The sequence below is a fragment of the Amycolatopsis panacis genome (genome assembly GCF_003600245.1).
Lineage (GTDB): Bacteria > Actinomycetota > Actinomycetes > Mycobacteriales > Pseudonocardiaceae > Amycolatopsis > Amycolatopsis sulphurea.
The window spans coordinates 77,333-100,309 of sequence record NZ_QZFV01000060.1 but is presented as its reverse complement, the minus strand read 5'-3'; the positions used below and the strand labels follow the sequence as shown (position 1 = coordinate 100,309).

Here is a 22,977-nt window from a genome sequence, read left to right as displayed (position 1 = left end):
TCGGCCCCCTCTGCGAGGATCGCGCAGTGGCCACCGCATCGTCTCCCCAGAGCCGTCCACGCCGTCCCAGCTTGCTCGACGGGCTCGACCCGGAGCAGCGTGCCGCCGCGGCCGCACCTCGCGGGCCGGTCTGCGTCCTCGCCGGGGCGGGCACGGGGAAGACGCGCACGATCACGCACCGTATCGCGCATCTGGTTCGCTCTGGACACGTCGCGCCTGGTCAGGTGCTCGCGGTCACCTTCACCGCGCGCGCGGCGGGTGAGATGCGTACGCGGCTTCGCGGGCTCGGCGTCGACGCTGCGCAGGCGCTGACCTTTCACGCGGCAGCGCGGCGACAGCTCCGTTACTTCTGGCCAAGGGTCGTCGGGGACCGGCCGTGGGACCTGGTCGACAACAAGTTCCGTCTCGTCGCGCAGGCCGCGCAGCGTCTTCGGCTGAGCACCGAGGCCGAGGTGGTACGCGACCTCGCCAGTGAGATCGAGTGGAGTAAGGCTTCGCTGGTCTCGCCGGACGAGTACGCGGCTGTCGCGGCGCGTACGCAGCGTGAGACGCCGGCGCCGGTCGCACAGGTGGCCGAGGTGTACCGGCAGTACGAAGAGCTGAAGACGGCCGCGCAGGTGCTCGATTTCGACGATCTGCTGCTGCACACCACCGCAGTGCTCGAAAAGCACGAAGCGGTCGCTGTCGAGTTTCGCGATCGTTACCGCTGCTTCGTTGTCGACGAGTATCAGGACGTCACCCCGTTGCAGCAGCGTCTGCTCGACGCCTGGCTCGGTGGTCGCGACGACCTCACGGTGGTCGGCGACGCCAACCAGACCATTTACTCGTTCGGCGGTGCTTCGCCGCGGTCGTTGCTGGAGTTCACGCGGCGCTTCCCGGAAGCGACCGTGGTGCGGCTGGAGCGTGATTACCGGTCGACGCCCCAGGTGGTGTCGCTCGCGAACCAGGTGATCGGCGCGGCCCGTGGCCGTCCGGCCGGTTCGCGCCTGAAGCTCATCGGCCAGCGGCCCGAAGGGCCGGACCCACTGTTCGCCGAGCATGAGGACGAAGCCGCCGAGGCCGCTGCGGTCGCGGGCCGTGTCCGCGAGCTGCTCGACGGCGGCGTGGCAGCGAGTGAGATCGCGGTGCTGTTCCGCGTGAACGCGCAGTCGGAGGCGTACGAGCAAGCGCTTACCGAGGTCGGGATCCCGTACCTGGTTCGTGGCGGTGAGCGGTTCTTCCAGCGCACCGAGGTGCGGCAGGCGATGTCGGCGCTGCGTACGGCGGCTATGGAGCCGTCAGGCCCCGAGCTGGTCACCGCTGTGCGTTCGGTTCTCGCGCGGGTTGGCCTTACTGAGCAGCCACCTGCGGGCGGCGCGGCGAAGGAGCGGTGGGACGCGCTGCTAGCGCTCGTCGAGCTGGCCGAGGAGCTGGCCGCTGCAGTCGACGACGCCGACCTGTCACGTTTCGTCGCGGACCTCGAACAGCGCGCGGCGGCGCAGCATCCACCGACAGTCGAAGGCGTCACGCTGGCGTCGCTTCACGCGGCGAAGGGGCTTGAGTGGGACGCCGTGTTCCTCGTCGGCCTGTCCGAGGGCACGATGCCGATCCTGCACGCCGACGGTGACGACTCGGCGATCGAGGAGGAGCGTCGGCTGTTCTACGTCGGGGTCACGCGGGCGCGGGAGCACCTGTCGTTGTCGTGGTCGCTCTCGCGTGGCCCGGGCAGCCGTCGCAACCGCCGGCGCAGCCGGTTTCTCTACGGGCTGATTCCGGAGGATCACCCGGCGGCGCGGATCGCGCGGGCACAGCAGGCGCCGAAGACGGCCACGAAGGTGAACCGCTGCCGGCTGTGCGACGGTCCGCTGGTGCAGACCATGGAAGTGAAGCTGGGCCGGTGCGGACGGTGCCCGTCCACAGTGGATGAAGATCTGCTGGAGAAGCTGAAGGCCTGGCGGGGCGAACGGTCGCGGGAGCTGAAGGTGCCGGCGTTCGTGGTGTTCACCGACGCTACCCTGATGGCCATTGCCGAACAGCGGCCGACCGACGACGGTGCGCTCGTGTCGATCTCCGGCATCGGGGCCACGAAGCTGGCCCGCTTCGGCTCGGAAGTGCTCGACGTGGTGCGTGCCTCGATGCGGTCTTGACCGCGTCGTCTCCGTGATCGATGCGGCGAACCCGCTGCTCAGGGGCGATCTTCGTCTCTTCGGAAGAGATTTGGGAAAATCGGTTGCTCCGCTCTCCCCGGAGCAATAACCTGCTGGTACGTCCGGGCGGAGCGCGCCCGGCCTGGGGACCATGTGACGAGTGCCGCCCGGTGCGGCGAGCGTCCGGACAGCGAGAGGTGGTGTCAGCGACGTGAACGGCAATCCGATGATCATGTGCCCTGGCACCGGTCTGTCCGTTGGTGTGACCCCTGCCCCGCGTCCGGGCACCGGTGTGTCCGCTGCTGCTCGCTTCGGAGGAGACCTCCGTCGGACTGAGCGCACGTGGAGCCCAGATGGCAGCACTCACCGGTTCGCGACCGTCGTCGCGTACCCGCGAGTTGGTGCCGATCTGCCGATCGTCAAGCAGTTCCGTGTTCCGTTGTCGTTACGGGAGCGAAGTTCCTGACCTGAGTCAGGACACGAGGCTCACGAAGGCCGCGGAACCGGTAACCGGATCCGCGGCCTTCGTGTTTTTTTGGCTGCTCAACCCTGAGGAACAAGGTGTCCAGTCCGATCACCGTCCCGACCACCACTTCGCAAAGGAGCACGGAAATGTCATCCGCCATCGCACTCGCCGAGAGTGTCGTGCCCGACGGGTTCGACCTCGGCGATCTGCTCGGCGGCGTCGCCGAACCCGAGCTGCCCTGCCGCTCGCGCGACGCCGACCTGTGGTTCGCCGAATCGCCCGCCGAACTCGAGCGGGCCAAGGCGTTCTGCGCCGGTTGCCCGGTCCGCGAGGCCTGCCTGGCCGGCGCCCTCGCCCGGCGTGAGCCCTGGGGAGTCTGGGGCGGTGAGATCTTCGAGCGTGGCGCAGTGATCGCGCGCAAGCGGCCCCGCGGCCGCCCGCGCAAGAACGCCACCCTCGAGCCCGCCGCCACCACAACCGCCCGGAGCGCCGCCGCATGACCGCCGACCTGCTGACCACCCGCGATTACGAGGCCCGCACCGGGGAAATCGCCCGCGCGCAGCCGAAACCGAAGCAGAGCAAGACTCAGGAGACCACCACGATGTTGCTGCACGAAGAACTGTCCCGTGCCCGAATACGGGACTTCCACACCGAGGCGGAGGCGCAGCGCCCCTGGCGCCGCGCCCGAGCCGCCCGCCGCTGGACCCGCCTGGCCCGCTGGGCGGCCAACCACGCGAAACGCCATCTGATTCAGGACTGACCACGGTTCTCCCTGCGGGCCCGAACCTTCGGGCCCGCAGGGGTTCCCTGGCGACCAGTGGTTTGCAGCGCCTCCATGGGCGCCGGTCGCTCGCAGGGGTTCATTGGCTGTCGGTGGCTCGCAAGGTTTCCGCGGCGTCCCGTAGGGATTCCATTGGGCGCCGGTGGCTCGCAAGGTTTCCATCGGCGCTGGTGACTCGCAAGGTTTCCGGGTCGTTCCGCAGGGTTCCGGGTCATAGGCTCCAGGCCATGCTTGCGGTACTCAAGCCCGCGAGCTGCCCGGTACCCGGCGTCGTTCCCGGTCCGGACTGGTGGATTTCGTTGGCCCGCTTTGTTTTCCGGCTTCGGGGGACCGGGATGTCACTCGGAACCATTCCCCGTCTAGGGGCGTTTCGTGTACACAAGCCGTTGCTCAGCGAGGTATCGATGGAGACGTGAAGCGGACGCGCCCGTCGTCCGCAGACCAAGCGAATGCGACTTCGCGAACTCGTTGAGGCTCGGCTTGTCCGTCCGCGGCTGCGGCAGATTTTGGTGGCAGCCAAGTCCCGTCCCGGGGCCGACAAACTGAGGCCGACAACAGGCACCTGACGGTCGAGACGACGGAGTCACCAGGTCACCCGGTGCCTGCCCGGTGACTTCCAGTCGGGTGGACGCGGAGTCGGCAGGTGACCAGTGCTTGCCCGGCGATTTCCGGTTGGGTGGGCGTGGGTTCGTCGGGTGGCGTAGCGCGCTCGCCCGGTGACCTTCGGTCGGAGACGGAGTCGCCAGGTGGCTTGATACATGCCCGAGCTGCTCCGGTTCGGTGGGCACGGGGTCGCCAGGTGGCCTGGCGCCCGCCCCGTGATCTCCGGTCGGCGGACACGGAGTCACCTGGTGACTCGGCACTTGCCGGTGACTTCCGGTCGGGTCGGCACGGAGTCATCAGGTGACCCCGGCGCTTGCCGCGGCACCTTCGGCTTGCCCGGTGGCCTCCGGTCGGGTGGACTTCGCTTCCCGGCGCGACCCGCGCGGGGGTTCCGTTTCGAGCCATTCTGCCATCGTGCGTGCTCGACATTCGTAAGCATCTTGGCGTGCATTGCCGTTTCCGCTGGTGCTGGAGGCTTGCGGGCACGTGGGTGTTTGCGGACTCCGGAGCACTCGCGTGTGTATCGGGGAGCGGCACGTTCGGTGGGCCTGCGGGAGAGCCATCCGGACGATGGTCGTTGCCGGGTGTTCAATGGGGGCCATGTCCGCGCATACCCACGATCACATCGACTGGGCCGACCGGCTCGCGGTGCTCCGCGCCGCCGACGGTCTCGATTCCGAGGCGCAAGCAGCCGCGGTCGCGCGGCTCGTCGCGCAGCTTCCCAACGGCCCGACAGTAGTCGATCTCGGCTGCGGCGCCGGTGGGGTGAGCACGCACTTCGCCCGGGAACTCGCGGCTCGGGACGGCGGCACGATCGTGCTGGCCGACGCGACGCCGGAATTGCTCGGCGAAGCCGAACGAGCGGTCCGAGCAGTGGCGGGTCCGCCCGTCGAGGTGCGGGCGGTGCGTGCCGATCTTGCCGACGCCGAACTGCCGGCGAGGTTGCCTGCCGCCGATCTGGTCTGGGCCTCGCGGGTGGTGCACCACTTGCCGGACCAGCAGGCCGCGGTCGCGACGCTCGCCGCCACGGTCCGGCCGGGTGGAATCGTCGCGCTGGCCGAGGGCGGGTTGAGTTTCGCTTGCCTCCCTTGGGATCTCGGGCTTGGACGTCCAGGGCTCGAAGACCGGTTGCGCGCAGCCCAGGCCGAATGGTTCGCCGGAATGCGAGAAGGTATCGACGGCTCGGTGCCGATGCCCTACGGCTGGCCGATCGCGCTCAAGCACGCCGGGCTCACCGGGATCGGCTCGTTCAGCGTGCTGGTGGACCACCCCGCGCCAGGCCCGGACACTCTGCCCGGCTACCTGCACCACCACCTTTCCCAACTCGCCGAACACGCCGCCGACCTCCTCACCGACGACGACCGCAGCACCCTCGCCGCGCTCCTCGACCCGGCCGGCCCGCACCACCTCGCGAACCGCCGAGACCTGTACCTCCTCGGCGCCCGTACCGTGCACTACGGACGTCGCGCATGACCACTCCGAACGCCGCCTGCTCCCGCTGTGGCCGCCTCCGCGCCACGGAGACCGACGCACTCGCCGCCCTGGCCTGGGCTTGTACCAAAGACAACGGCACCGAACGCTGGCTTTGCCCGGAATGCGCCCGCACTCACACCCGCGACATCGAAGGCAAACTGCCCGACGAATACTGGTGAACGAGAGCACTCCAGCGACCTTTCACGAACAGCTACCTCGTACGACCTGCTCCACCCGCGCTGCCGATATCGCGCCGCTGTCAGGGATCGACCGGCCTAGATGCCGAGGCGTGACCGTAGCGCGGAAGCGTCACCAAGCGAGCAGCCAAGACCGTGACGAGGCCAACCCTTCGGCGAACCAATGTTGCAGGCAAGCCAACGTTGCGCGGTTGAGTAAGGTCGCCCGGTGAGGCAAGAGCGGGTTGTGCGGTGAGGCAAGATCGTGCGGTTGGCAAGGTTGCGGGCCTGCCGGCGTTGAGTGGTGGGCAAGGTTGCGGGGCAAGGGCAGGTTGCGCCGTGACGCGGGCTCGTGCGGCGAGCAGGGTCTTAAAGTGGGGTAGGGGTGCGTGGTAGCCAAGGTCGCAAGGGCGGCAGTACGGCCCGAGGAAACCCGATCATGCGACCGACGCTGGTTGTTCGGATTTGCGGGTCGCGCAGCGTCAGCGGGTCTACTCGGTCCGGAGTATGCGTTCGGCCGACCGGGCTGGGAACGATTGGTGCGATTTCCTCCTTGTCTGTCGGGGTTCCGTCAAGCGACGGGCAGGGACTCCAGTGCTTGCATGGTCTCCAGCGAGAGCATGCGCGCGTTTTCCAGCGTCACGACTGTCCAGCGTTCGTTCTGCCACACCGCGACGAAGAGCTGCATGGAGAAACGAGTCGACGGCCGCTCTGACTCGCCCGGCATGAGGAGGCCGACGCGGCTGTGCACGACCCCGACTCCGGGACTGATGATCCTGGCGAACACGACCTCGCCGTTGACCAGCTGTGAGCCCTTCAACGCCGTGTCGAAGAGGGCCTCTTGCGCGGCGATCATGTCCGCGCGATTGCGGTAGACCGTGCCTTCGAGTTCGACCGACAGGGCGTCCTCGGCGAAGTCAGCGAAGAAGCCGGAGGCGTCCCCTCGGTTCCAGGCCTCGTACATCCGGAACGGGATGGTGCTCATCGCCTCGACCGCTTGTTCCATGTGATCACCTTTCTGCGCGCTGTGCACCACCATCTTCTCGAGATTGCGCTGCGGGCGCCTTGACTGTCCGTGCACGGTTGCTGTCCGTCAGCGCCGATGCGTTGTAGCCGTACGTTTTCTTGAAAAGCCTGCTGAAATGCGCCGGGTCCGCGAATCCCCAACGCGCAGCGACGGCCGAGACCGTTCGGTCGCTCAAGGTCAGGTCGGCGCGGCAGCGTTCCAGGCGGCGCTGCCGGATCAGCGCCGCAATGGTCAGCGGTTGATCCTCGAAGAGCTTGTGGAGCCGCCGGACCGAGATGTGATGCGCCGAGGCGATTGCGGCCGGGCAGAGGTCCCGTTCGGACAGTCGCGCTTCGACAAAGCCGACGATGCGTTCACGCAACGCTTGATCGGGGACTGGGCGTTCGTCGCCCAGCTGCGCTCCCAGTGCGACAGCGATCAGCTCTGTCACCGCGGCCGCCGAGCGATCCGCCTCCCCGGCACGGAACCCGGTCAGCGATCGGGCCATGTCCCGCGCCAGCGAGGACACCAATGCCCCAGGTCCTCGGCCGCCGTCGATACGCACACCGGCCAACCGGGCGGCGTCGGCCGGGCGGAGCCGTAGCTCGTTCCGGGGCACCAGCATGCTCACGTGCGTGCAGTCGGTGCTGATGTACCGGACCGGTCTGGCCGGATCGATGAGGACCAGATCGGCCGGCCCCAGCTCGGCGACCTCGCTGCCCTGCTCGACCCGCGCGGAGCCCTTCGTGACCAGGTCGATCTGCCACAGCGCTTCGTCGCCGGCGCGGATCCCCCGAGGATTCCGGAAGCATTCACCACCTGGCGTGGCCAGCTCGATCATCTTGAGCGGACCGAGATCGCGGGTGACGACACTGGCCCGGAACTCCGCCGCGTCGAGCCGGCGGCTGTGCAAGGGCGGCAACCCGCTGGCGGCCATCGACCCTTGGAAGGCCGCGACATCGAGGAACACAGCGTCCACAGTAGACGCGCACACGGCGTTGGTGGCAGGGCTTCGGCGACTGCCTGGCGTGGGTACGAGAACTTCAGTCGACATGGCGATTCACCTCCTTGTTTCTGTGTCAATCCGGCCTCAAGCCGCGTTTCCTGCGTGGTAGACGGCGCGGACCTTGGGCCGTGGGGTGCGGGCGGCCTGGGTGTAGGCACTCAGTAGTTCACGGCTCATCTCGTCGGGCGTGTCGACGAGTTGCCGCGGGGTGCAGCGGAACAGCACGGTGCCGGTGGCGGCGAGCGACAGGTGACTGAAGTCGGTGGGGCCTGCGGAAGTCCGGTAGCGCCAGGCCATCCCGACCTGGTCCCACCAGGCGTCCGCGGTGCCGATTCGCCTGCCGCGGCGATCGCAGAGGGCCACGTTCCATTGCGGCGCGGGCAACGGGGTCTGCCGGAGGACGTGGAGGGCTTGGCCGTGGGCGAACGTTTCCCGGTCGTCCAGACCGCGAAGGACGGAACGCACCGCCGCGGAGCCGCGCTGGTTGCCTGCGTCGAGCTCGGCGGCCAACTCGGCGCGGTCACAGAGTCCCCAGTACAACGGCAGCGAAACAAGCTGCGCGACGGTGTCCGGTTCGTTCTCCCGGCGCGCCATGTCCAGCGCGGCGCGCGCCGGCGTGGCGTAGGGCAGGCCGTCGACCATCACCGGCTCCGGCATCCGTGCCGTGCGGCTCGCGATGAGCCCCGGCTCCGAGGCGAGCCGGCGGTAGTGCGGCACGAGTAGGTGGATCTGGGCGGTGAGCGGGTGGTTGACCCCGTGGGCACGGAGCGCGTCCGCGCCGGTGATCACGGCGTGCGGGCGGCAACGCGCGATTGCCGCGTGCAGGAGTTGCTCCCGGCTCGGAGGTTTGTCGTGCACCAGGAACACTCCGGAATAGACCTGCTGCCACGGCCCGCCGGGCCCGGAGAGCTTCGCGATCCTTCGCTCCGAGATCCCCGCGTCGCGGAGATGGCTCCGCACAAGCACGCCGTTGGTCACCAGGTCACTGAAAGCGACCGGATCGGAACCAGTGGTAGTCGTCATGCATCGAGAATGACGGCTCTGCCATTCGAGTGGAACAGCCGCCGCGGATCTGTGGACAACTTCCTGCCACCAAACCGAAAACGCCCCATTCTGTGGATAACTCAGGCCGCGAAACCGGGCTGCCACCGTTCCACGATGCCGCGTGCCGGGATGTCCGCGTCGAGCTGGCAGAGGATGCCGGTGGACCCGGCGGTGACCCGGTGGATCATCAGGTACTCCGGCGGCAGATTCAGCGAGCGGCCGACCCGGAAATCAGGCCCCCGGGTGTCTCCGAGCCGGTCGGCCTGGCGTTGCATCCAGCGACGCGTGAAGTGGAACGTCGCGGTGGCGAGCGGTTCGGTGAACGGCGCGAGGTAGCTCAGCACCTCGGCCGGGGACAGCTCGGAGCCCTCGCGGACGAAGCCGTTCTCCCGCAGCAGCCGCATCAGTTCGTCCGAATGGCCGTCGAGCGCCAGCCGGGTCATCTCGCCGAGCTGCCGAGGGATCCCGTTCGGCAGCTTGGCGACGCCGCCGAAGTCGATCACGCACAGGCGGCCGTCCGCGGCCAGCATGAAGTTGCCCGGGTGCGGATCGGAATGCAGCAGGTGCACGCGGGCCGGTGAGGAGTAGTGGAACTCGGCGAGGAGCCGGCCGGCCAGATCCCGGGTCCCCTTGTCCCCGCCGGCGATGATCTGCGCCAGGGGCGTACCGGTGGCCCACTCCGTGACCACGACCTTCGGCGCACTCGCCACGACCCGCGGGATGAGAAAGGCAGGATCACCCTCGAAGGCCTTCGCGAAGGCACGCTGGTGGTCGGCCTCGGCGAGGTAGTCGAGTTCCTCGTCCATCCGCTCGGCCAGCTCGGAGAGCAGCGGTTTCACGTCCGTGCCGGGTACGAATGCCTGAAACAGCCTGCTGAATCGCTGCAGCTGCCGCAGATCACTGCGCAAAGCCTCGTCCGCACCGGGGTACTGGACCTTGACCGCCACCTCACGACCGTCGTGCCAGGTCGCACGGTGGACCTGGCCGATGCTCGCCGATGCCGCCGGTTCGTCGTCGAAGTGGGCGAACCGGCCCGGCCATGACCGCCCGAGCTGCTCGGCGAGTACCCGGTGGGTCTGCCGGGCCGACATCGGCGGCGCCGCCGACTGCAGCTTTGTGAGCGCGTCTCGGTACGGTTTCGCCAGGTCGTCGGGCACGGCAGCTTCGAACACGCTCAGCGCCTGGCCGAACTTCATCGCGCCGCCCTTGAGCGTGCCGAGGACCTCGAAGAGCTGCTCGGCGGCCTTGGCCGACAGCACCGCGTTGACTTGTTCGGCATTCTGTCCGGTAAGCCGCTTGCCCCAGCCACCGACGGCTCGGCTCGCGATACCGAGCGGAAGACTGGCCAGCTTCGCGGTACGCGCGGCGCCCCGCCGAGGCAAAGCGGACTCGCGTTCTCCGGTGCGGTCGCGGGAGTCGGTCACGGTGATGATTCTGCCTTGACGGGCTTGGCTTCCGCAGCCTGCAGAGCGCGACGATGTGGGCTACCTCTCCTGCAGTACCTCCTCCGGCTCGGGCAGTAGTTGTTCCGGCGCAACGGGTGCTCCGCATCCGCAGCCGGGGTGCGGCTCCCAGCCGCGGTGGTGGACCCGACCGTCGAAGCTGTCGATTTCCAGCGAGGTGTTCCAGGTGGGCGGCGGCTCCGCGCTGGGGGACAGCAAACGCATGGCCTGCGCGACGGCGAGCGCCGCGCACGACTGCACTGCGCCGAGATCCGGCCGGGGCGACTTGCCGACAAGCTGGCTCGCCACCCGCGGCCACGAGGAATCCAGATCGGTCCGGTGCAGGTCACAGCATCGCAAGCAGGCACTGCGACCGGGTACGACCAGCGGACCCACGACGCCGGTGCCTTCGCGGACCAGGACGGGCAGGTGCGGGATGCCCTCCTCGACCAGCTCCGCGATCTCTTCCGGGGCCGGGACGATGGCGTCGGTGACCAGGACGAGGTCGGGAGTGCGGCGGTGGTTCCGCGCGGTGGACACGTCGGGCGCGAGCCGGGCGAGCATGGCCAGTATCGCGCGCCGGCGGGGTTGTCCCAGCTCAGTGGCGGTGAGCCCGGATCCGATGTCGGCTTCGGTGACCATGCCGCCCGAGCGGATGTCGAGGTGCCCGACACCGGCGTTCGCCAGCAGCAGGGCCACTGCCACGGCCAGCCGCCCGCTGCCGTGCACGGCGACGAGGCTCTGCCGGCGGCGATCGGTGAGCGCGGTCTGGTGGTGGCGGGCGCGCAGGGACCACAGCCCGGTTTCGACGCGTTTGGCCGCCGGCCGGGGTGCTTCGGTGACCAGACCGAGCGTAGTGAGCTGTTTGAGCAGCAGGTGGCACTGGTCCCGGTGTTCACCGACCGCGAGGAGCACGTCTTCGAGCCCGCGCCTGCCGTCGAGGTGCCGGACGACCTCCAGGACCTGCGGCGCCAGCCCACCGGCCACGACACCGTGCCGGGGGTCGAGGCCGAACTGGACCTCGTCTTCGTCACGGTCGAGCACGTGGATGCCCGGGAGCAAGGTGGGATACGCCGGAAGGAGCACATTCGGCGGCGGGATGGCGGACAACGTCATGCCGGTCAGCTTGGCACGGACCGGTCTCCCCCGTAGGACGAAAAACCGAGTTGTCCACAGGTGTGGTCAGTTGTGGACAACTCGGGGCTGTGACCATTCAGCGCTCCCAAGTTGTCGGTGCCGGGCCTTACCGTTGGGGGGTGGTCGAAGCACGGATGCCCGCGTTGCGGGGCAGGGGCGGGAGCGCCCCACCGGACACTCCTCAGCACAAGGTCGAGGTGCGGCGCAGCGCGCGCCGGCACCGGACGGTCACCGCGTACTGGAACGAGGACACCCTGGTGGTGCTCATCCCGGCGCGGATGACCCGGGCGGAAGAGAAACACTGGGTCGCGGAGATGGAGCGCAAGCTGCAGCGCCCCGGGTCGCGCAAGGCCCCGCCGCCGAAAGCATCGGACGAGGCGCTGCTCGCCCGGTGTGCGCTGCTTGCGGGCAAGTACCTCCGGAGCAAGGCGCTGCCTGCGAGCGTGCGGTGGGTGCCGCCGATGCGCACCAGGTGGGCGTCGTGCACGCCGGTCGACGCGACGATCCGGGTGAGCGAGCGGCTTCAGCAGGTGCCGTCGTGGGTCCTGGACTACGTGCTGGTGCACGAGCTGGCCCACCTGCGCGAGCCGGGACACGACGCGGCGTTCTGGGAGCTGGTGAACCGGTACCCGAAAACGGAGCGGGCCATCGGATATCTCGAGGGGCTCTCGGCGGCGGCGGGGTGGGGTATTTCGGTGGAGGAATGAGTTTCTGGGGGCGATCGGTGGTGGGGCTGTGGCTGGGTGAGGTGGGGTCGCCCCGGGTGGGCTAGGGGCTGCCGGCCGGGTGTGCGGCGGTCGTTGGCCGGGTGGGGTGAGGGATTGGCGGGTGTTGGGGGAGCGGGGTGGGTTGTTTGCGGCGGAGGGGCAGCGGGTGGTTTCGGAGGGGATGGCGGATTGCGTTCGGTGGTTGGGCGGATGAGGTCGGTGGGTGGTTGCCGGGCGGTTCGCCGGATTGCGTGTGTGGGCCGGTCGGTTGGTGATGGGTGTCCGGGTTGGTTGTCGGGACGGTCGGTGGGAGGGAGCCAAGCGATCGGGATCCGGGGGCAGGGGGTGAAGCTGGGCGAGTGATGCTGGTTCGCCGGTCGCTGATGCGCGAAGTGGCCACGCACGGATGGGTGCGCGGTCACTTGAGGTGGTGGTTCGTGGATGGCTGAGCCATGGGGACCGGTTGGAGCCGATTCGGATCGGGCTTGGCCTCACCCGATCCGAACTGGATGTGGCCCTAGCCGGGGTGTGCAGGGCGTAGGTGGACTGGACGGAGTCGTGTTTGGGGGCAGGGCGGGCCAAGCCTGCACGGGTAGCGCCGGTTCGGGCTCGGGCTGGGGTCAATCCGGCTCGGGCCAACCCTGCTCGGGCGGGCCGGTCCGGGACTGGGCGGAGCTGATCCGGGTCGGGCGGAGCCAACCCGGACCGGGCCAGACCAACTGCGGTAAATCCAGTCCTGATGACCTGCAGGGGCCAAGCCGACCCAGGTCAGTACCAGTCCGGAGTGGACGGAGTCGACCTGGGCCGGGATGGAGCCGGTCCGGGTCGGACACGGGCCGAGCCGGCTCGGACGGCGCTAACCCCGCTTGGACAGGGCCGAGCGATGGAGCTATTCCGGGCTGGCAAGGGCCAGCCCGGACCGGCAGTGGCTAACCCGGGTCCGGCAGGGGCCGAGTCCGCCCGGACGGGGCAAACCCCGGATCAAGCGGGGCCGATCTGGCCCGGACAGAGCTAATCCGGACTGGCAGAGGCCAGCCCGGACCGGCAGTGGCGGAGCCACGTCCAACCCGGATCGGCCAGAGCTGAGCTGTCTCGGGTGGTGCCAAGCCGGACTGGCAGAGCAGTAGTACGTCCCGGAGTAGCCGAGCCCGTCCGTTCTGGACGTGGACAACCCGGATCGGCCGGGATCAGGCCAGGGCAGAGCTGATCCCGACCAGACGGGACCCGGTGAAGGGGTCAGGACGGGTCGGTGTTGCCCGAGCCGGTTCCCTTGTCGCCCTTGTCCTCGTCGGTGTCTCCACCCGTGGTGGGGGAGGTGTCGGTGGACGCGGGCTTGTTCTTGGAATCGCGTTCGGTGCGTTCCAGCTCCGCGATCGGGTCCAGGTCGGCGGGGAGGGTGGTGGGCGTGGCCAGGCGCTCGGCGAAGTCCAGTGGTTCGTCCAGGTCCTCCGCGGTCGGCATGAGGTCCGGGTGGGACCACAGGTCGTCGCGCTTTTCCAAGCCGTGGCGGTCGCCGATGAGCTTCCACAGGGACGACGCGGCGCGCATGCGGCGGGGGCGCAGTTCCAAGCCGACCAGGGTGGCGAATGTCTGCTCTGCCGGACCGCCGGTCGCGCGGCGGCGGCGGAGGGTTTCGCGCAAGGCCTCCGCGCCCGGGAGGCGGTCGCCGATGGCTTCGGCGACGACCACGTCCACCCAGCCTTCGACCAGCGCCAGCAACGTCTCCAGGCGCTTCAGCGCGGCCTGCTGTTCGGGGGTGGTCTGCGGCTCCAGCAGCCCGGAGGACATCGCTTCCTCGATGCTCGCCGGGTTGGCCGGGTCGATCTGGCCGGCCAGCGACTCCAGCGCCGAAGTGTCCACAGTGATCCCGCGGGCGAACTCCTCGACCGTCGCCAGCAGCCGCTGGCGCAGCCACGGCAAGTGCGTGAACAGGCGCTGGTGCGCGGCCTCGCGCGCGGCGAGGAACACCAGCACCTCACTGCTCGGCAGCTCCAGGCCCTCGGTGAATTTCTCGATGTTCGTGGGCAGCAGCGCGGACGTCGCGGACGGGCCGAGCGGCAGGCCGACCTCGGTGGAGGTGAGCACCTCCTGGGCCAGCTGCGCCAGCGCGTTGCCCAGCTGTGAGCCGAACGCCATCCCGCCCATCTGGCCCATCATCGACAGCAGCGGGCCTGCGGCCTGCTTGGCCTCCTCGGGCAGCGCTTGCATCCACGCGCCGGACATCTGCTGCGCCACCGGATCGCACAACCGCTGCCACGTGGGCAGGGTCTTCTCCACCCAGGTTCGCGCCGACCAGGACACCGTGCTGGTCGCGCCGGCGGGCAGGATCGTCGCCGCGTCCAGCCAGAGTTCCGCGAGATGTGCTGCGTCGCGTACCGCGGACGAGGAATCCTCGGACCCCGATGTCGTGAAGCCGACCTTCGCGTCGTCCCGCCCGCTCAGGTTCTGCAGCGCGATCTGCTTCGCCAGGTCATAGTTGACCGGCCCACTCGACGTGCCCGCCTGGCTGAGCATCTGGCCCAGCTGGCTCAGCATCTGCCCGAGCTGGTTGAACGCCTCGGCGCCGGATGGCTGCTCCGAGGGGTCCGAGGGATCACCGTCGCCGCGCTTGTCGGGATCGGGCGGTCCGAAACCGAACGGGGTTTTGCTCATAGGACCACCGTACGCGGGTACGGACCCACTCAGCGCGTCAACCATGGCCTTCACCGTGAAGCGAACTCCGTCACCGTACGCTGTCGCACGTGACCAAACCCGACGAGGAGACCGCGACCCCGAGTCAGCGCCCGGCCACGTCCCGCGAACCGGCCCGCACGGACCGCCGGATGACCCGGCGCGGCTGGACGCTGCTGGTCAGCGGGGCACTGTTCCTGGTGTTCGTGGTGGTCGGGTTCCTGGTCCAGGTGCCCTACGTCGCGATCAGCCCCGGGCCGACCTACGACACGCTCGGCAAGGACGCCGCGGGCAACCCGGTGATCCAGGTCAACGGGCAGCAGACCTACGGCACCAGCGGCGAGCTGCGGATGACCACCGTTTCGCTGAACGACGGGCTGAACCTGTTCACCGCGCTCGGCCTGTGGGCCAGCGGGCGGTACGCGCTCGCCCCGCGTGAGGAGTACTACAAGCCCGGCGAAACCAACGAACAGGTGAAACAGGAGAACATCCAGCAGCTGCAGGACTCGCAGACCGCCGCGCAGGTCGCCGCGTTGCGGCACCTCGGCCACCCGGTACAGGTGGTGGCCAAGGAGATCGTCTCGGGCAGCCCGGCCGACCACGTGCTCGCCCCCGGCGACCGGCTGATCACCGTGAACGGCAAGCAGATCAAGGAATCCACTGAGGTCGCCGCGGCGCTCACCGGGACCAAGCCGGGGCAGCGCGTGCCGGTCGTCTTCCAGCGTTCCGGCGGGGCCGAGCAGACCGCCGAGCTGACGCTGGCCCACCGCGACGACCGCGCGCAGGGCTTCCTCGGGCTCACCGCGGTCGACAGGGTGAACGCACCGTTCAACGTCGCGATCTCGCTGCAGGACGTCGGCGGCCCGTCCGCCGGGCTGATGTTCACCCTGGCGATCATCGACCGGCTGACCCCGCCCGGAAAGTCAGAGAGCGACCTCGCCGCCGGACGGCATATCGCGGGGACCGGCGAGATCAGCGAGACCGGGCAGGTTGGCCCGATCGGCGGAATCTCGTTCAAGGTGGTCGGCGCCCGGGAGTCCGGGGCCACCGACTTCCTCGTGCCCGCGCACAACTGCGCGGAGGCCGTCTCCGCGCGGCCGGACGGGCTCAACCTGATCAAGGTGTCCACACTGGACGATGCGCTGACCCAGCTGGAGAACCTGAAGGCGGGCCGTCCGGTCGCGCACTGCTGAGCGCGAGGACGGCCCGGTCCGGATCAGGGATGCAGGGTCGTGGTCAGCGCCTCGATCAGGTTCGGTGCGAGGTCCGGGCTTTCCACGAGTTCGTCCACGGCCTCCTCGCCGCTCTCGGCGCAGATCCCGCGCAGCCGCATCACGCAGGCCTGCCCGCCGTCCCGCAGGACCGCGGCGACGAGCCGGGCCTCGGTGCGCCGGGGGTGGTCCGCGGCCGCGCGGCGCAGCCGGTCGCCGTCCGCCTCGGCGACGCCTTCGAGTTCGGCCTCCACGTCGGGCGGCAGCACGATGATCTCCTGCGCCAGTGCGCAGCCGACGACGATTTCCGGCCAGGCGATCCGGCCGAGCGATTCACCGAGGTCGCCGTCGGGCAGTGCGTCCTGCGCCACCGGGGTCAGCGGGTTCGCCCGGTCCAGCTGACCGGCCAGCTCGGGCTGCTCGTCCAGCAGCGCCGCGGTCGGGACCAGCGCGAACAGCTGCGGCGGCTGATCCCAGCCCCCGGCGGCGACGAACTCTTCGACTTCCCGCGCCAGACCGGCGACCGGGTGTGCGGCGGAGGGCTCACTCGATGGCATGGCGACATCGTCGCAGGCCGCCGCCGGGGCCGCCGCCGCGCCTCGGAGTTCGGGCGGGGCGAGGGAACTCGGACACCCTCCGTAGAGTTAGAGCATCAGGGGACCAGTGCGGCCCGCCCGTTCCGGCACCCTGCGTACGTGTTGACGAAGACAGGAGCGTTGCCGTGGCGACTCGGCCCCCGGTGAGCCTGAAGCTGTCCCGCCGCAGCCGGATCCTCCTCATCATCGCCGCGGTGATCGTGCTGGGGCTGCTGCTGGGCGTCCGGCTGCTGGACACCTACGTGGACTGGCTGTGGTTCGGCGAGGTGCAGGCCCGTTCGGTGTTCACCACCGAGCTGCTCACCCGGATCGTGCTCTTCCTCGTGGTCGGGCTGCTGGTCGGCGGGGCACTCGCGGTCAGCCTGATCATCGCCTACCGAACCCGCCCGGTGTTCGTGCCGGTGTCCGGCCGCGACGATCCGCTCTCGCGCTACCGCTCGGTGGTGGTCGCGCGGATCCGGCTGTTCGGCATCGGCATCCCGGTGCTCACCGGGATCATCGCGGGCGTGTCCGCGATGGGCGACTGGCAGACCGTCCAGCTGTTCCTCAACGGGACCTCCTTCGGCCAGACGGACCCCCAGTTCGGCATCGACATCGGCTTCTACGCTTTCACCCTGCCGTTCGTGAACTGGCTGCTCGGCTGGCTGTTCATCACCGTGGTGGTCTCGTTCTTCGGCGCGCTGATCGCGCATTACCTCTTCGGCGGCATCCGGCTGGCCGGCCGCGGCGGACAGCTCGCCGGGCCCGCCCGGGCACAGCTGGCCATCACCGTCGGCATCTTCGTGCTGCTGAAGGCGGCCGAGTACTTCTTCGACCGGTACAACCTGCTGCTGTCCAACCGGGACATGCCGCTGTTCAACGGTGCCACCTACACCGATCTGAACGCGGTCCTGCCCGCCAAGCTGATCCTGCTGTGCATTTCGGTGATCTGCGCGGTCGCCTTCTTCGCCGGCGCGTTCCTGCGCAATCTCCAGCTGCCGGCCATCTCGCTCGTGCTGCTGATCCTGTCCGGGGTGCTGATCGGCGTCGCCTGGCCGGCCATCCTCGACCAGTTCTCGGTCAAGCCGAACGCCAACGACAAGGAAGCCACGTCCATTCAGCGCAACATGGACGCCACCCGGTCCGCGTTCGGGCTCACCCAGGTGAAATACGAGCAGTATCCCGGCAAGACCGAGGCCACGCCGGAAGCGGTGAAGGCGGACACCGGCACGGTGTCCAACATCCGGCTGCTCGACCCGAACATCCTCAGCGACACCTTCACCCAGCGCGTCGGCCGGGAGAACTTCTACGGTTTCCCGGCGAAGCTGGACATCGACCGGTACAACGTCGGCGGCACCGTGCAGGACTACATCGTGGCCGCCAAGGAGATCAAGACCGACGGGCTCACCGGCAACCAGACCAACTGGATCAACAAGCACCTGGTCTACACGCACGGAAACGGGTTTGTCGCGGCGCCGGCCAACACCATCGACCGCGCGGTCAAGGACTCCAACTCCGACGGTGGCTACCCGCTCGCCACGACCAGCGACACGACCAACCCGTCCGGCGCGGGCTCGGTCAACAGCCAGCCGGGCATCCAGGTCAAGCAGCCTCGCATCTACTACGGCGAGCTGACCAACGAGAACGACTACGCCATCGTCGGCGGCACGCCGGGGCAGGCACCCGGCGAATACGACACCGACAGCCAGCGCGGGTACATCTACCAGGGCAAGGGCGGCGTTTCGCTGGACAACTGGTTCAACCGGCTCGCGTTCGCCGCCGAGTACGGTGAGCGCAACATCCTCTTCTCCGACGCCATCGGCGACGGCTCGAAGATCATGTACAACCGCGAACCACGCGACCGGGTAAGCAAGGTCGCCCCGTGGCTCACCCTCGACGGCGACCCGTACCCGGCGGTCGTGAACGGCCGGATCCAGTGGATCGTCGACGGATACACCACACTCAACAATTACCCGTACGCCCAGCAGACCCAGCTCGGCGAGGCCACCAACGATTCCCTCAACGGTGTCGCGAAACAGGCCAATAATTCGATCAATTACATCCGGAACTCGGTGAAAGCGACCGTCGACGCCTATGACGGGTCGGTCAGCCTGTATTCGGTCGACGACAACGAACCGGTGCTGAAGGCCTGGGAGAAGGTGTTCCCGGGGCTGGTCAAACCCAGTTCCGAAATCTCCCCGGAACTGCGTTCGCACTTCCGCTATCCCGAGGACCTGTTCAAGATCCAGCGGGAACTGCTCGCGCGGTACCATGTGGACAGTCCGCAGGAGTTCTACGCGCAGCAGGCCTTCTGGAGTGTGCCGCAGGATCCGACCGAGGACGGCAGCTCCACCACGACCGCGGCCAACGTGGCCAACCAGCCCGGGTACTACGTGCTCGCCAACGCGGCCGGCGAGGGCCGGGCCACGTTCCAGCTGACCAGCGCGCTGACCGGGCTGCAACGGCAATACCTGTCCGCCTGGATGTCGGTCTCCTCCGATCCGCAGGACTACGGCACCATCCGGGTACTCCGATTACCCCCGGCCAGCGGGGCGAACCAGGTCGACGGACCGGTGCAGGTGCAGAACAGATTCCAGAGCGACCCCAGGGTCGCCCAGGACCGCACCCTGCTCAACAACCCCAACGTCATTCCCATCTACGGCAACCTCATCACGTTGCCGGTGGCCGACGGGTTCCTCTACGTCGAACCGGTCTACATCCGCCAGCGCAACCAGCTGAGTTATCCGCAGCTGGCCAGGGTGCTGGTGTCCTACGGCTCGAAGATCGGGTTCGCTTCCACGCTCAACGAGGCACTGGACCAGGTGTTCGGCACCGGCACCGGCGTCGCGGCGACCACTCCGCCCGCGGACGGCACACCGAGCACCCAGCCGGCCAAACCGAGCACGCCGAGCGCACCGGCCACCCCGCCGCCGAACCAGGGCAGCAATCCGGCGCTGGACAAGGCCGTCGCCGACATCCAGTCGGCGCTGGCCAAGCTCAAGGCGGCGCAGCAGTCCGGGAACTTCACCGACCAGGGCGCGGCACTCACCGCGCTCGACGCGGCGACCAAGGAATACGAGGCTGCCAAACCCAGTCCGGCACCGACCAGCGCGGCACCTCCGCAGCCTGGTGGGTGACCTCCGTTACGGAAAAGGCACCCCCTTTGCGCCCGGGGTAAACCCCGGCGTAAGGTAGGTGTCACCAACGCGGGGTGGAGCAGCTCGGTAGCTCGCTGGGCTCATAACCCAGAGGTCGCAGGTTCAAATCCTGTCCCCGCTACAATGCAAGACTGCAAAAAAGGCCACGATCACACCGATCGTGGCCTTTTTTATGTTCACTCCGGATTTGTTCGGAAACAGATTTCACATCCGGCATCAGGTACCCATCGGCGTTGACCGCACGGCGGCAGGCGCCGGTCTGGTGGCTCGACGGAGGGCGCTCAGCCGTGGTGCCACGGGGCGGCAAGCCCGGGGTGGGCCGTCAGGGCCCCGGCAAAGTTGGTCGGGGGCCCGGCAGTGGGCGATGCGGAGGTGTGTGTGCGACCACCTCGTGGCGTGCGCCGGACCGGTTTCGGGTCTGTGAAGGGACCCTTCACGGACTCTGAGTCTGTGAAGGGTCCCTTCACGGACCTCCACACCGACTTTGCCGACACCCCGGGGTGGGCCGTTGTGAGCGCAGTGATTCGATCCCCTTGCCAAAACTCCGAAGCATGTTCAGAGTTTGGGAGTGGTGACCAGGAGTCCCGGCGCCGCCACCTCATCGCTGGAGTTCGGTCACGTCGCATGTCCTCTGACCCGAGAGCACCCTTGAGGAGAGCTGACGATGCAGAACCTGCGTGCCGCGCAACCCGAAGCCGTCGTGCGCCCCTGGCAGGACACCGGGGGTGGACTGTCCTTCACGGTGTTCGACGTCCGTAACCACACCCTTATGGGTTTCGTCTCGTAAAGCGCGAGCACTATTCGGCATCGTCGCCCGGTTTGGCTCCTCTGATCACGAGATCGAGTTGTTCGTCGAGGAACTGCTCGTGCGCCGCACCGCCGTACGTGGCCGTCACGAACGTGATGGTGTCTTCGTCGAGTTCCGTGTTTCCGGCATCGTCCGGCCGAGGCATGAGGGAGTGCACCGCGTGGGAATGGGACAGATTGAGCGTTGCCCCGATCAGCACCCGGGCCTGCTGATCGGAAAAGCCGTCGCGCCGCAGCACGCGGTGGCCGGCGGTGATGAGATCCGTTGCGCCAGGGCCGACAGGAGTGCGTCTCGGCCGGCGACGTACCCGTAGAGGGTGGGTGTGGAGACGCCGACTCGTGCGGCCACCGCGGCCATGGTGAGTTCTTCGCAAGGCAGCGTCCGGGCGGCGTCGAGCACAGCGTCGGCGCGGCTTGGGGCCTCGCCGGGTCCGTGGCGCCTGCTGCTGCCCCGGCACGTCCGGAGTTACCCCGCACGGCACCTCCCGACCTCCTCCGGACGTGTGGGCTGGGGAAATGGCTTTAGCGGGGGGTGCCGTCCGGGGGCGGAACGGGGGTGTGTAGTGTTCTCCTTACAACGACGCGGGGTGGAGCAGCTCGGTAGCTCGCTGGGCTCATAACCCAGAGGTCGCAGGTTCAAATCCTGTCCCCGCTACTTGTCAAGGCACCCGGCCTGTACGAATGTGCAGGCCGGGTGCCTTTTTGTGCGTGCGGCCCCGCTCGCTGTTCGCCAGCGCGGGTCGCTCGGGTGGTGGTTGCGGCAGGGGGTAAAAGTGCGCGGGGGGTTGCGGAGGGTGTTCGGGTCCACAAAGGACATGCCTTCGGGTTGGGCTGAACGAGGGTTGTTGACCAGCCATTGTGGACAGATTGCTGGCCACTGTGGACATAGCCGCGGTGAAGTGGGACGGTAGAGAGCGTGTCCGAATTGAATGCTACGGCAGCTGCGCTGCTCGGTTTGCTGCACGACGGTCCCGCCACGGGTGGGCAGTTGGTCGCTGGAGCCGACGAGCGGTTCGGCGCCTTTTTCAGTGTCACTCGCAGCCAGGTCTATCGCGAGCTGCCCGCGTTGTCCAAAGAAGGGCTTGTCCGGCTGGGCAAGCAGGGACCACGCTCCAGCCAGCAATACGTACTGACGGCCGCCGGCAAGAAGGCGTTCAAGACGTGGCTGGCCTCCGAGGCCGGTCCCGATCACCTGCGCAGCCCGCTGATCCTGCGGCTGGTGCACGCGGGATCGCTGACCGCCAAGCAGCGGTCCGGGCTGCTGGAGGCGGCGCGTACCTCCTATCAGGGCAGGCTGGACGAGGCCAAGGTGGCCACGAAGGCGGCCGACGGGCCCTACGCCAAGGCCGTCGCGGAGTTCGCTCAGGCGCAGGCCAAAGCCGCGCTGAAGCTGCTCGACGCGATTCCGCAGGCCTGATATCACGGCCGACCCCACGACCGGTGCGCAACCGGTCGTGGGTTTTGCCGTAACCTTGGCCAACGTGAGTGATGAGTTCGATGCCTCGTTGCGGGACCTGACCGGCAAGCTGACGCAGATCGAGTCGGTGATGGACCTCGACGCACTGCGGGCACAGGTCGCCACGCTCGAGGAACAGGCCTCCAGCCCCACCCTCTGGGACAACCCGGAGGAGGCGCAGAAGGTCACCAGCCAGCTGTCGCACCGCCAGGGTGAGCTGCGCCGGGTCTCCGAGCTGCGTCAGCGCCTCGACGATCTGGGCGTGCTCTACGAGCTGGCCTCCGCCGAGAGCGACTCCGCCAGCATGCACGAGGCGGAGACCGACCTCGGCGACCTGGTCAAGGAGATCGACGGGCTCGAGGTCCGCACCCTGCTCTCCGGCGAGTACGACGACCGCAACGCGGTGGTCACCATCCGCTCCGAAGCAGGTGGCGTGGACGCGGCCGACTGGGCCGAGATGCTGCTCCGGATGTACCTGCGCTGGTCCGAACGCCACGGCTATCCCACGGACGTCTACGACATCTCCTACGCCGAGGAAGCCGGCATCAAGTCCGCCACGTTCAAGGTGTCCGCGCCCTACGTGTACGGCACGCTCTCGGTTGAGCAGGGCACCCACCGGCTGGTGCGGATCTCGCCGTTCGACAACCAGAGCCGCCGCCAGACCTCCTTCGCCCACGTCGAGGTCCTGCCGGAGGTCGAGGAGATCGATCACGTCGACATTCCGGAAAAGGACATCCGCGTCGACGTTTACCGATCGTCGGGTCCCGGTGGACAGAGCGTCAACACGACCGACTCCGCGGTGCGCATCACCCACCTTCCGACGAACATCGTCGTTTCCTGTCAGAACGAGAAATCGCAGCTGCAGAATCGCGCGGCTGCGATGAAGGTCCTCCAGGCGCGGCTGTTGCAGCGGAAAAAGGAGGAAGAGCGCGCCGAAATGAACGCGCTCAAGGACGCCGGTTCCAGCTGGGGCAACCAGATGCGCTCCTACGTGCTGCACCCGTACCAGATGGTCAAGGATCTGCGCACCGAGCACGAGGTCGGCAACCCTTCCTCGGTGCTCGACGGCGACATCGACGGGTTCCTCGAAGCGGGCATCCGCTGGCGCCGGCAGACCGAGTCCGCCTGATCCA

The 22,977-nt window shown here is 68.4% G+C and carries 20 protein-coding genes and 2 tRNA genes; 13 read left to right on the top strand and 9 right to left on the bottom strand.

The annotated features are described in order from the left end of the window. Window positions 1-26 precede the first annotated feature (26 nt). The 5 genes from D5S19_RS04955 (at window position 27) to D5S19_RS04930 (ending at window position 5,628) form a co-directional block, all read left to right on the top strand. Window positions 27-2,126 carry an ATP-dependent DNA helicase UvrD2 gene (locus tag D5S19_RS04955; protein WP_120022158.1) on the top strand — a complete coding sequence of 700 codons (2,100 nt, stop codon included), beginning with the start codon at window positions 27-29 and terminating at the stop codon, window positions 2,124-2,126. Window positions 2,127-2,738: 612 nt separating this feature from the next. After that, window positions 2,739-3,092: a WhiB family transcriptional regulator gene (locus tag D5S19_RS04945; RefSeq protein WP_098511127.1), complete on the top strand. Its 354-nt coding sequence runs from the start codon at window positions 2,739-2,741 to the stop codon at window positions 3,090-3,092. Beyond that, window positions 3,089-3,352 carry a hypothetical protein gene (locus D5S19_RS04940; protein WP_120022131.1) on the top strand — a complete coding sequence of 88 codons (264 nt, stop codon included), beginning with the start codon at window positions 3,089-3,091 and terminating at the stop codon, window positions 3,350-3,352. The genes D5S19_RS04945 and D5S19_RS04940 overlap by 4 nt, the downstream gene beginning before the upstream one ends. 1,224 nt (window positions 3,353-4,576) lie before the next feature. Next, complete coding sequence (locus D5S19_RS04935) at window positions 4,577-5,449, top strand: class I SAM-dependent methyltransferase (protein WP_199730350.1); 873 nt, start codon at window positions 4,577-4,579, stop codon at window positions 5,447-5,449. Next, the gene (locus D5S19_RS04930) at window positions 5,446-5,628 is read left to right on the top strand and encodes a hypothetical protein (RefSeq protein ID WP_120022129.1); all 183 of its coding nucleotides are present in this window, start codon (window positions 5,446-5,448) and stop codon (window positions 5,626-5,628) included. Before D5S19_RS04935 ends, D5S19_RS04930 begins: the two co-directional genes overlap by 4 nt. A gap of 568 nt (window positions 5,629-6,196) precedes the next feature. Here D5S19_RS04930 and D5S19_RS04925 read toward each other — a convergent pair. The 5 genes from D5S19_RS04925 to D5S19_RS04905 all read right to left on the bottom strand — a co-directional run bounded on the left by D5S19_RS04925 (window position 6,197) and on the right by D5S19_RS04905 (window position 11,239). Then, window positions 6,197-6,631 (bottom strand): SgcJ/EcaC family oxidoreductase, encoded by a 435-nt coding sequence (locus tag D5S19_RS04925; RefSeq protein ID WP_158605496.1) that lies wholly within the window; start codon window positions 6,629-6,631, stop codon window positions 6,197-6,199. Between the two features lie 4 nt (window positions 6,632-6,635). Continuing rightward, window positions 6,636-7,685: an AraC-like ligand-binding domain-containing protein gene (locus D5S19_RS04920; RefSeq protein WP_199730349.1), complete on the bottom strand. Its 1,050-nt coding sequence runs from the start codon at window positions 7,683-7,685 to the stop codon at window positions 6,636-6,638. A 36-nt stretch (window positions 7,686-7,721) separates the two neighbouring features. Further along, entirely contained in the window at window positions 7,722-8,660 is a 939-nt protein-coding gene (locus D5S19_RS04915; protein WP_120022127.1) for a hypothetical protein, read from the bottom strand. 101 nt (window positions 8,661-8,761) lie between these two features. After that, the gene (locus tag D5S19_RS04910; RefSeq protein WP_120022126.1) at window positions 8,762-10,105 is read right to left on the bottom strand and encodes an ABC1 kinase family protein; all 1,344 of its coding nucleotides are present in this window, start codon (window positions 10,103-10,105) and stop codon (window positions 8,762-8,764) included. Window positions 10,106-10,165: 60 nt separating this feature from the next. Then, window positions 10,166-11,239, bottom strand: coding sequence for a ThiF family adenylyltransferase (locus D5S19_RS04905; protein ID WP_120022125.1), 1,074 nt, complete (start codon window positions 11,237-11,239; stop codon window positions 10,166-10,168). Window positions 11,240-11,457: 218 nt separating this feature from the next. Between D5S19_RS04905 and D5S19_RS04900 the strand changes: the two genes are divergently transcribed. Then, window positions 11,458-11,967: a M48 metallopeptidase family protein gene (locus D5S19_RS04900; protein ID WP_120022124.1), complete on the top strand. Its 510-nt coding sequence runs from the start codon at window positions 11,458-11,460 to the stop codon at window positions 11,965-11,967. Window positions 11,968-13,203: 1,236 nt separating this feature from the next. Here the strand turns inward: D5S19_RS04900 and D5S19_RS04895 are convergent. Continuing rightward, complete coding sequence (locus tag D5S19_RS04895) at window positions 13,204-14,619, bottom strand: zinc-dependent metalloprotease (RefSeq protein ID WP_120022123.1); 1,416 nt, start codon at window positions 14,617-14,619, stop codon at window positions 13,204-13,206. An 89-nt stretch (window positions 14,620-14,708) separates the two neighbouring features. Between D5S19_RS04895 and D5S19_RS04890 the strand changes: the two genes are divergently transcribed. Further along, complete coding sequence (locus D5S19_RS04890; RefSeq protein ID WP_233573718.1) at window positions 14,709-15,830, top strand: YlbL family protein; 1,122 nt, start codon at window positions 14,709-14,711, stop codon at window positions 15,828-15,830. Between the two features lie 23 nt (window positions 15,831-15,853). On the opposite strand, the gene D5S19_RS04885 is transcribed toward D5S19_RS04890, so the two are convergent. Next, a complete protein-coding gene (locus D5S19_RS04885; protein WP_120022122.1) occupies window positions 15,854-16,405 on the bottom strand; it encodes a PPA1309 family protein in 552 nt (183 codons plus the stop codon). Between the two features lie 182 nt (window positions 16,406-16,587). On the opposite strand from D5S19_RS04885, the gene D5S19_RS04880 reads away from it, so the two are divergent. The 3 genes from D5S19_RS04880 (at window position 16,588) to D5S19_RS33515 (ending at window position 20,368) form a co-directional block, all read left to right on the top strand. After that, entirely contained in the window at window positions 16,588-19,560 is a 2,973-nt protein-coding gene (locus D5S19_RS04880; protein WP_233573719.1) for a UPF0182 family protein, read from the top strand. A gap of 68 nt (window positions 19,561-19,628) precedes the next feature. Further along, a tRNA-Met gene (locus tag D5S19_RS04875) sits at window positions 19,629-19,702 on the top strand. 543 nt (window positions 19,703-20,245) lie between these two features. Next, window positions 20,246-20,368, top strand: a complete 123-nt coding sequence (locus tag D5S19_RS33515) for a hypothetical protein (protein ID WP_267901066.1) — start codon at window positions 20,246-20,248, stop codon at window positions 20,366-20,368. 10 nt (window positions 20,369-20,378) lie between these two features. On the opposite strand, the gene D5S19_RS04870 is transcribed toward D5S19_RS33515, so the two are convergent. Together D5S19_RS04870 and D5S19_RS34050 are read right to left on the bottom strand one after the other, a co-directional pair. Further along, the gene (locus D5S19_RS04870) at window positions 20,379-20,627 is read right to left on the bottom strand and encodes a hypothetical protein (RefSeq protein ID WP_120022120.1); all 249 of its coding nucleotides are present in this window, start codon (window positions 20,625-20,627) and stop codon (window positions 20,379-20,381) included. Continuing rightward, window positions 20,582-20,746 carry a TetR/AcrR family transcriptional regulator gene (locus D5S19_RS34050; RefSeq protein WP_147397342.1) on the bottom strand — a complete coding sequence of 55 codons (165 nt, stop codon included), beginning with the start codon at window positions 20,744-20,746 and terminating at the stop codon, window positions 20,582-20,584. Before D5S19_RS34050 ends, D5S19_RS04870 begins: the two co-directional genes overlap by 46 nt. Window positions 20,747-20,969: 223 nt before the next feature. Here D5S19_RS34050 and D5S19_RS04860 point away from each other — a divergent pair. From D5S19_RS04860 to prfB, 3 genes are all read left to right on the top strand, one after another. Then, window positions 20,970-21,043 (top strand) — tRNA-Met (locus D5S19_RS04860). A gap of 261 nt (window positions 21,044-21,304) precedes the next feature. After that, entirely contained in the window at window positions 21,305-21,805 is a 501-nt protein-coding gene (locus D5S19_RS04855) for a PadR family transcriptional regulator (protein ID WP_120022118.1), read from the top strand. Window positions 21,806-21,869: 64 nt separating this feature from the next. After that, the gene (gene prfB, locus D5S19_RS04850) at window positions 21,870-22,973 is read left to right on the top strand and encodes a peptide chain release factor 2 (RefSeq protein ID WP_120022154.1); all 1,104 of its coding nucleotides are present in this window, start codon (window positions 21,870-21,872) and stop codon (window positions 22,971-22,973) included. Window positions 22,974-22,977 lie beyond the last annotated feature (4 nt).

What these genes read in the sequence shown, in the direction of transcription:
- D5S19_RS04945 (WP_098511127.1), top strand. Translation starts at nt 2,739, where the DNA reads ATGTCATCCGCCATCGCACTCGCCGAGAGTGTCGTGCCCGACGGGTTC.
- D5S19_RS04940 (WP_120022131.1), top strand. Translation starts at nt 3,089, where the DNA reads ATGACCGCCGACCTGCTGACCACCCGCGATTACGAGGCCCGCACCGGG.
- D5S19_RS04935 (WP_199730350.1), top strand. Translation starts at nt 4,577, where the DNA reads ATGTCCGCGCATACCCACGATCACATCGACTGGGCCGACCGGCTCGCG.
- D5S19_RS04930 (WP_120022129.1), top strand. Translation starts at nt 5,446, where the DNA reads ATGACCACTCCGAACGCCGCCTGCTCCCGCTGTGGCCGCCTCCGCGCC.
- D5S19_RS04925 (WP_158605496.1), bottom strand. Translation starts at nt 6,631, where the DNA reads ATGGAACAAGCGGTCGAGGCGATGAGCACCATCCCGTTCCGGATGTAC.
- D5S19_RS04920 (WP_199730349.1), bottom strand. Translation starts at nt 7,685, where the DNA reads ATGTCGACTGAAGTTCTCGTACCCACGCCAGGCAGTCGCCGAAGCCCT.
- D5S19_RS04915 (WP_120022127.1), bottom strand. Translation starts at nt 8,660, where the DNA reads ATGACGACTACCACTGGTTCCGATCCGGTCGCTTTCAGTGACCTGGTG.
- D5S19_RS04905 (WP_120022125.1), bottom strand. Translation starts at nt 11,239, where the DNA reads ATGACGTTGTCCGCCATCCCGCCGCCGAATGTGCTCCTTCCGGCGTAT.
- D5S19_RS04895 (WP_120022123.1), bottom strand. Translation starts at nt 14,619, where the DNA reads ATGAGCAAAACCCCGTTCGGTTTCGGACCGCCCGATCCCGACAAGCGC.
- D5S19_RS04885 (WP_120022122.1), bottom strand. Translation starts at nt 16,405, where the DNA reads ATGCCATCGAGTGAGCCCTCCGCCGCACACCCGGTCGCCGGTCTGGCG.
- D5S19_RS33515 (WP_267901066.1), top strand. Translation starts at nt 20,246, where the DNA reads ATGCAGAACCTGCGTGCCGCGCAACCCGAAGCCGTCGTGCGCCCCTGG.
- D5S19_RS34050 (WP_147397342.1), bottom strand. Translation starts at nt 20,746, where the DNA reads ATGGCCGCGGTGGCCGCACGAGTCGGCGTCTCCACACCCACCCTCTAC.